Source organism: Streptomyces poriferorum (genome assembly GCF_019399235.1).
Lineage (GTDB): Bacteria > Actinomycetota > Actinomycetes > Streptomycetales > Streptomycetaceae > Streptomyces > Streptomyces poriferorum.
In genome coordinates, this window is sequence record NZ_JAELVH010000058.1 from 22,276 (window position 1) to 28,275 (window position 6,000).

Annotated in this window: 4 protein-coding genes; 3 read left to right on the plus strand and 1 reads right to left on the minus strand. The window is 70.1% G+C overall.

The features are described 5' to 3' along the window. Nucleotides 1-190: 190 nt before the first annotated feature. Nucleotides 191-3,082 (minus strand): AfsR/SARP family transcriptional regulator, encoded by a 2,892-nt coding sequence (locus JGS39_RS13300; RefSeq protein ID WP_219569061.1) that lies wholly within the window; start codon nt 3,080-3,082, stop codon nt 191-193. A gap of 242 nt (nt 3,083-3,324) precedes the next feature. On the opposite strand from JGS39_RS13300, the gene JGS39_RS13305 reads away from it, so the two are divergent. The 3 genes from JGS39_RS13305 to JGS39_RS13315 all read left to right on the plus strand — a co-directional run bounded on the left by JGS39_RS13305 (nt 3,325) and on the right by JGS39_RS13315 (nt 5,949). Further along, nucleotides 3,325-3,504, plus strand: coding sequence for a hypothetical protein (locus JGS39_RS13305; protein WP_219569062.1), 180 nt, complete (start codon nt 3,325-3,327; stop codon nt 3,502-3,504). Between the two features lie 267 nt (nt 3,505-3,771). Beyond that, nucleotides 3,772-4,500 (plus strand): ISAs1 family transposase, encoded by a 729-nt coding sequence (locus tag JGS39_RS13310; protein ID WP_219569063.1) that lies wholly within the window; start codon nt 3,772-3,774, stop codon nt 4,498-4,500. Between the two features lie 543 nt (nt 4,501-5,043). Further along, nucleotides 5,044-5,949: a sterol desaturase family protein gene (locus JGS39_RS13315; RefSeq protein WP_219569064.1), complete on the plus strand. Its 906-nt coding sequence runs from the start codon at nt 5,044-5,046 to the stop codon at nt 5,947-5,949. The last annotated feature ends 51 nt before the right edge of the window (nt 5,950-6,000 follow it).

Below are 6,000 nucleotides of genomic sequence, written 5' to 3' on the forward strand. Positions count from 1 at the left end.
CGGTCGCACCCACACCTGTTTCCATCGGTGCCGCTCAGAGGCTGTCGGGTGGCCTCTGATCCGAATGCGAACGCGGTCCGGTGCGTGCGATTGCGGGGCGGAGAGGGAGGTGACGCGGCGCGGCGCCGACTGACGACAACACGGGAAGCGTGCGTGCCAGCCGCCCGGCCGGAGGTCACCCGACAGCCTCTCAGCGCATGGAGCGGAGTTTGGCGTCCACCAGTCCGGCCTCATCGGGCAGGCCCAGGCGGCGCCAGGTCGCGAGGGATCGGTTGAAGTAGTGCCGCGCGGTCTGCTTGCGGCCGGTCGCGTCGTGCAACTCGCCCAGCAGGCCCGCCACCCGGGCCTCGGCACGGCGGTCCCCGAGCTGCTGCTGCACAGCGAGTGCACCGGTCAACAGCGCCGACGCCTCACCGGCGTCGCCCTGCCGCAAGCACAGTTCCGCGATGCTCTGCTGCACGTACGCGGCGCAGTGCAGGTCGGCCAACTCGTCGAAGATGCCGAGGGCTCGCTCCAGCTCGCCACGCGCCGCCTGCGGTTCGCCACGCAGTTCGTGCAGCATTGCGACCCTGCGGCGCACCTGTGCCTCGCGGTGCCGGTCCCCGTCGGCACGGGACAGTTCCAGGGCCCCTCGCAGCCAGCCGTCCGCGGCCTCCGGGTCCTTGCGCTCCAGCCAGACGGAGGCGATCGCGTTGCGTGCCACCGCCTCGCCGTGCCGGTCGCCGTACGCGGCGAAGTCCTTGAGCGCGGCGGTGAACGTCCCGAGCGCGGCGCCGAGATCACCCACGATCCGGTGGACCGAGCCGGAGCCCACCGCGGCGATCGCTTCCCCCGTGGGGTGGCCGAGCTCAGCGAAGAGCGCCCTGGCCCGGTCGAAGGAGGCGAGCGCGTCCGGATACCTGTCCTGGTAGAGATGAAGCTGGCCGAGGTTGCGCAGCAGGGAAGCAGCCCTGACGTCGTCGTGGTGCGGCATCGCGTCGAGCACGAGCCGGTGGGTCCGCAGCCAGTCCCCGTAGTAGCCGCGCATGTCGAAGAAGCCCGCCAGTTCGATCGCCAGGTCGGCGGCCCTGTCAGTCCGCCCGAGCCGGACTGCTGCGTCGACGGCGGCGACGAGGTTGCGGTGCTCGCTCTCGAACCAGTCCACAGGCCGGGCGCGCACCATGAGGACGACATCGTGCGCCGGTCCGTCCGGCAAACCCCGCTCGTCGGGCTCGCCCAGCACACCGAGGAAGCGGGTGGGCATGGCAGCGTTGGCGGAGCGGGCGAGGGCGGTGAGCGCGTCTATGACCCGCAGGCGCCGCCGCAGCCGAATCTCCTGATTGTCCGTCAGGACCAGTTCCCGGGCGTAGCACCGCAGCAGGTCGTGCATGCGGTAACGGTTCAGGCCGAGACGGTCTCTGCCGACGACTTCGACGAGGTGTTCGTCGAGCAGGGTGTCCAGACCCCCCGCCGTCCCACTGTCGCACCCCGTCGCAACGGCGACGAGCCAGCCCGGGACGGCGTCGTCGGGCAGGTCTCCGAACGTGCGGAAGGCGGTGGCGGCGGGCTCGGGCAGATGGCGGTAGCTGAGTTCGGCGCCGGCCCGCACCTCCAGCTCGCCGAAGCGGACCGCCCCGAGGCGACCGCGCTCGTCGCGCAGCGAGTCGGCCAGCGTGCCGACGCTCCAGCCGGGCCGGTTCACGAGCCGGGCGGCTGCGATCCGTACCGCCAGCGGAAGTGATCCGCACTCGGCGAGGACACGGTCGGCGTCGGCCCCCTCCCGGCGCAGCCGGTCCGAGCCGACGATGGCCCCGAACAGGGCGCGGGCGTCATCGTGCCGCATCAGCCCGAGCGGGCAGGCACGCGCCGGCAGGCCGGGCATCCGGCGCCGCGAGCTGACCAGCACCGCCGAACCACCGGTGCCAGGAAGCAGTGGGCTCACCTGTGCGCTGTCCAGGGCGTCGTCGAGCACGATGAGGAAGCGCCGCTGGGCCAGGCGGGAACGGAACATCGCGGCGCGTTCGCCCGGTTCACCGGGTATCGCACTGTCGATGACGCCCAGGCCGCGCAGCATCTCGGCCAGGACGTCCGCCGGTTCACGGGGGCACTCGCTCGTTCCGGCCAGGTCTACGAAGAGCTGCCCGTCTGGGAACACGTCACGCACCCGGTGGGCGACATGCACAGCCAGCGTGGACTTCCCGACACCCGGCGGGCCCGACACCGCCGCGACCACGGGCTGCCGGCCAGCGGTGGACAGTAACTCCTCCAGGTCGGCGACCTCGACGGCGCGTCCGGTGAAGTCAATTATGTCCATCGGGAGTTGACAGACGGACACGGGCGTTGCCGCGCGACGGCGGCCGGGGTATCCGTTGACCTCGGCGCCGATGGTCCGCAGCGGCTCGCTCGGCTCTATCCCCAGCTCGGCGGCGATCACCCGCTCGGCCTCGGCGTACGCGGACCGCGCCTCGGCGCTGCGCCCCGCGCCGTTCAGCGCGTGCACGAGCATCCGCCACAGGTCCTCCCGCAGAGGGCTCTCGGTCAGCCGGGACCGCAGGCCGGAGACCAGGTGGGCGTAGTCCCCGAGCCGGAGCCGTAACTCGAGGCATTCGTCGACAGCGATGGACCGCAACCCCTCCATGCGCGTGATGGCCGGGTCCCACACCACGCTGGAGGGCACGTCCTGGAGCACCCCGCCGCGCCACAGCCCCAAGGCCATTTCGTAGGCACGCAGTGCCGCGGCGTCCTCACCGCGGTCGCGGGCGGCGCGGGCCGAGGCGAGATGCTGCTCGAAGAGCAGCATGTCCACCTCCCCGGGCTCGACGCCCAGCGAGTAGCCGGAGGGCTCGGTACGCAGTCCGTCGACCGCCGTCGGGGGCAGCCGCAGCCGCAGCGTCCGTACGTACGTGCGCACGTTGGCGACCGCGGACCGAGGTGCGCCACCTGGCCACAGGACCTCCGTCAGCAGGTCCAGTGAGACGAAGCCGTTCGGCTGGAGCAGCAGAGTCGCCAGTACGGCCCGGGGCTTGGCCCCGCCGATCCGTACCGGGACACCGTGCGCCCTCACCTGGAGCGGCCCCAGGACTCCGAATGTCGGCTCCCCCACCGCAGCCCTCCGTGATTTCGGTAACTTCGGTGCAGCGTAACGATGTTCGAAGCCTCTCCAGACGAAATCCGGGTGACGACTCCCCCTCGATCCGTTCAGCGCTCGCCGCCGATCTCGACGCGTGGTTCAGGCCGCCCACCCGGCAGCGCGCCCGCCAGGGGTACGGCCCTCTGGCGGAATGGCCCTGAGGACGTTCCTTCAGGCCCGGTGGTCCACGCCTGCACCACCGTGAATGCTGCTCCGTGGGGCCGACACGGGCGGCCGGGTGCGCGGCTCACTGCACGCGGGCGGACGCCCGGCTGCGACTCTCCTCGTCCTCACTGAAGCTGCGGCACTCCACCCTGTCGATCACCGCGAACCTCTACAGCCACCTCACCCAAAAGGCCGCACACCAGGCCGTCGACACCGCCGACCAAACCTAACCACGGCCGCACGAGCCGCTGACCGCCTGACCAGACCGGGGCAGATTGACCGGCGGACTGTCAGTGCTTTGCCCCCTACCCGCTCACCGGGCAGATCCCCATCCCGCATCCTGCGACCGTCCGTCGCCTTCTGGAACGTCTCGACGGCGATGTCTTGGACCGGGCCATCGGCGCCTTCCTCGACACCCGCCTCAACCAGACCGCCCCGGACGGTGAGCGGGCCCCGCATGGGGGCCGTCGGGCTGTCGCGGGTGGACAGCAAAGACGGTGCGCGGCTCACGCACGACCGAGAAGACCGCGGTGGTCCTGCTCGCCGCGATGGACCACACCGGCACCGTCCTGGCCCAGCGGCAGATCGCCGACAAGAGCAACGAGATCCCCGCCTTCGCAACCCTGCTGGACGCGATCGAGAATCTGGACGGCGTCGTGATCACCGCTGACGCGCTGCACACCCAGCACGCCCACGGCGCCCACCTCCGCTCCCGCGGGGCCCACTACCTGGCGATCGTGAAGAAGAACCACGCCAAGCTCCACGACCAGGTGCGTCATCTGCCCTGGCGGGACATGCCGTTGGAGCACTACGACCGCACCCGTGCCCACCACCGCATCGAGATCCGCAGGCTGAAGGCCGCCGCCTTTGATCACCTCGACTACCCCGACGCGAAACAGGCCCTCCAGATCACCCGGTGGCGCCTGGACCGGGCCACCGGAGAACTCACGATCGAGCGGATCTACCTGATCACCAGCCTCGCCCCCGGCACCGCGACCGCCCCGAACTCGCTTCCTGGATCAGAGGCCACTGGGGCATCGAGAACCATCTGCACCACGTCCGCGACCGGACCTTCCGCGAGGACGACTCCAAGGTCCGCACCGGTCATCTGCCCCGCACCATGGCCTCCCTGCGCAACCTCGCCATCGGGGTTCATCGCCAGGACGGTGCCGCCAACATGGCCGCGGCCCTTCGACGCGCCGCCCGCGACTACCGCCGCCCCCTGACCGCCCTCAGCCTTACCTGACGAACCCGGACAAGATCACTTCACGCGATGCCCCTGCCCACACGGGAGTCTCCGGCGGCCGGGGATCATCCCTTGTTCGATCGCCTGCAACGTTGACGCGCCGCCAGGTTGGGTGGGCCTGTATACCCGGGCAGTTCTCTCCTTGCGGGCTCCTGTGCTGTCCGGCCGCCCGAGTTGTACGGCTCATGTTCCGCCCGGGCCCCACACGCGCTCCCACGGGGCAATGGTTTCGGGCATATCCGCCGGGCCCGGACCCCTCGGTAACGGCTCTCTACGCGGGTGGCGACCGGCATGGCCGGCGCCGCCCACGCGAGTGCCGAATCGTTACTTCCGGTCACCGGCACCCCGCGCCCTCCACCCCGCCCCACGGGCACCGAACAACGAAAAGAACTTCTTCTTATAAATTACCCTCGTGCGCCCCCCTTACCGCGCTGGCCAAAAAACGCCGTTCACACATTCACGACCCCTCACGTCCGCTGCTACTCTGCGAACTCCCTATTCGGATGTGATGGAGATTCTCCGCATGGAAGATCGACCCGATACGGGGTCGCTGCCGGCGAATACGTGGACCACCGGCGCGTCCGCCCGCGAGTGTCTCCGCTATGCCGCGTACCCGATTCTGCTCCTGTCCGCAGTCTGGCTATTCACCTCGGTTCTGCGCTTCGACTGGGACCGGGGCCGGGCCGTCCAGCTCTTCCTGATCGGCACTATCGTCTATCTCGCGGCGCTGGAGCGGCTGATCCCGCACCGGACCGACTGGCACCCGAGCGGTCGGGAACTGTGCTGGTACACAGCCTATTTCGGGTTCACCATGGCCGGCGCCGTGCTCGGCCAGTCGGTCGTCGCGGCCGTTCTGGCCGCGACCCCCGTCACGGGCCCGGGGCTCGCGCTCGGGGCCGAGGTGCCCCTCGCGCTGCTGACCTCCTCACTGACCGGCTACCTCGCCCACCGCTGGGCGCATTCCAATCGGTGGCTGTGGAAGGTACACGGAATTCATCACGTCCCGGGAAAAGTGAACGTCGCCAATAACGGCGTCAACCACCTACTGGATGTCGCCTTCAAACAGGGCACGGTCCAATTGGCACTGGGATTTCTCGGATTCTCCGCCGACTGCCTTTTCGCGGTGGCGCTCTTCACCCTTGTCCAAGGCTATTTCGTGCACGCGAACGTGGACGTCCGACTCGGTCCGCTCCACCACGTCCTGGCCAGCCCCGAGCAACACCGGCTGCACCACAGCGCCGACCTGGCCGAGGCCGGTCACTTCGGCGTGGACCTCTCGGTCTGGGACCGCCTCTTCGGAAGTTTCACCTGGCGACCGGACCGCCGCCCGGCGATCGTCGGTGTCAAGGACCGCGCCACATTCCCGGAGACCGGCTCGATCGTCGCCAGCCTGCTCCACCCCGTGCGCCGCCCGCCCCACACCGCGTAGTCCCCCGTACCGCGCACACCCGCGTCGTACCGCGACCTCCCCGCCCCGTAC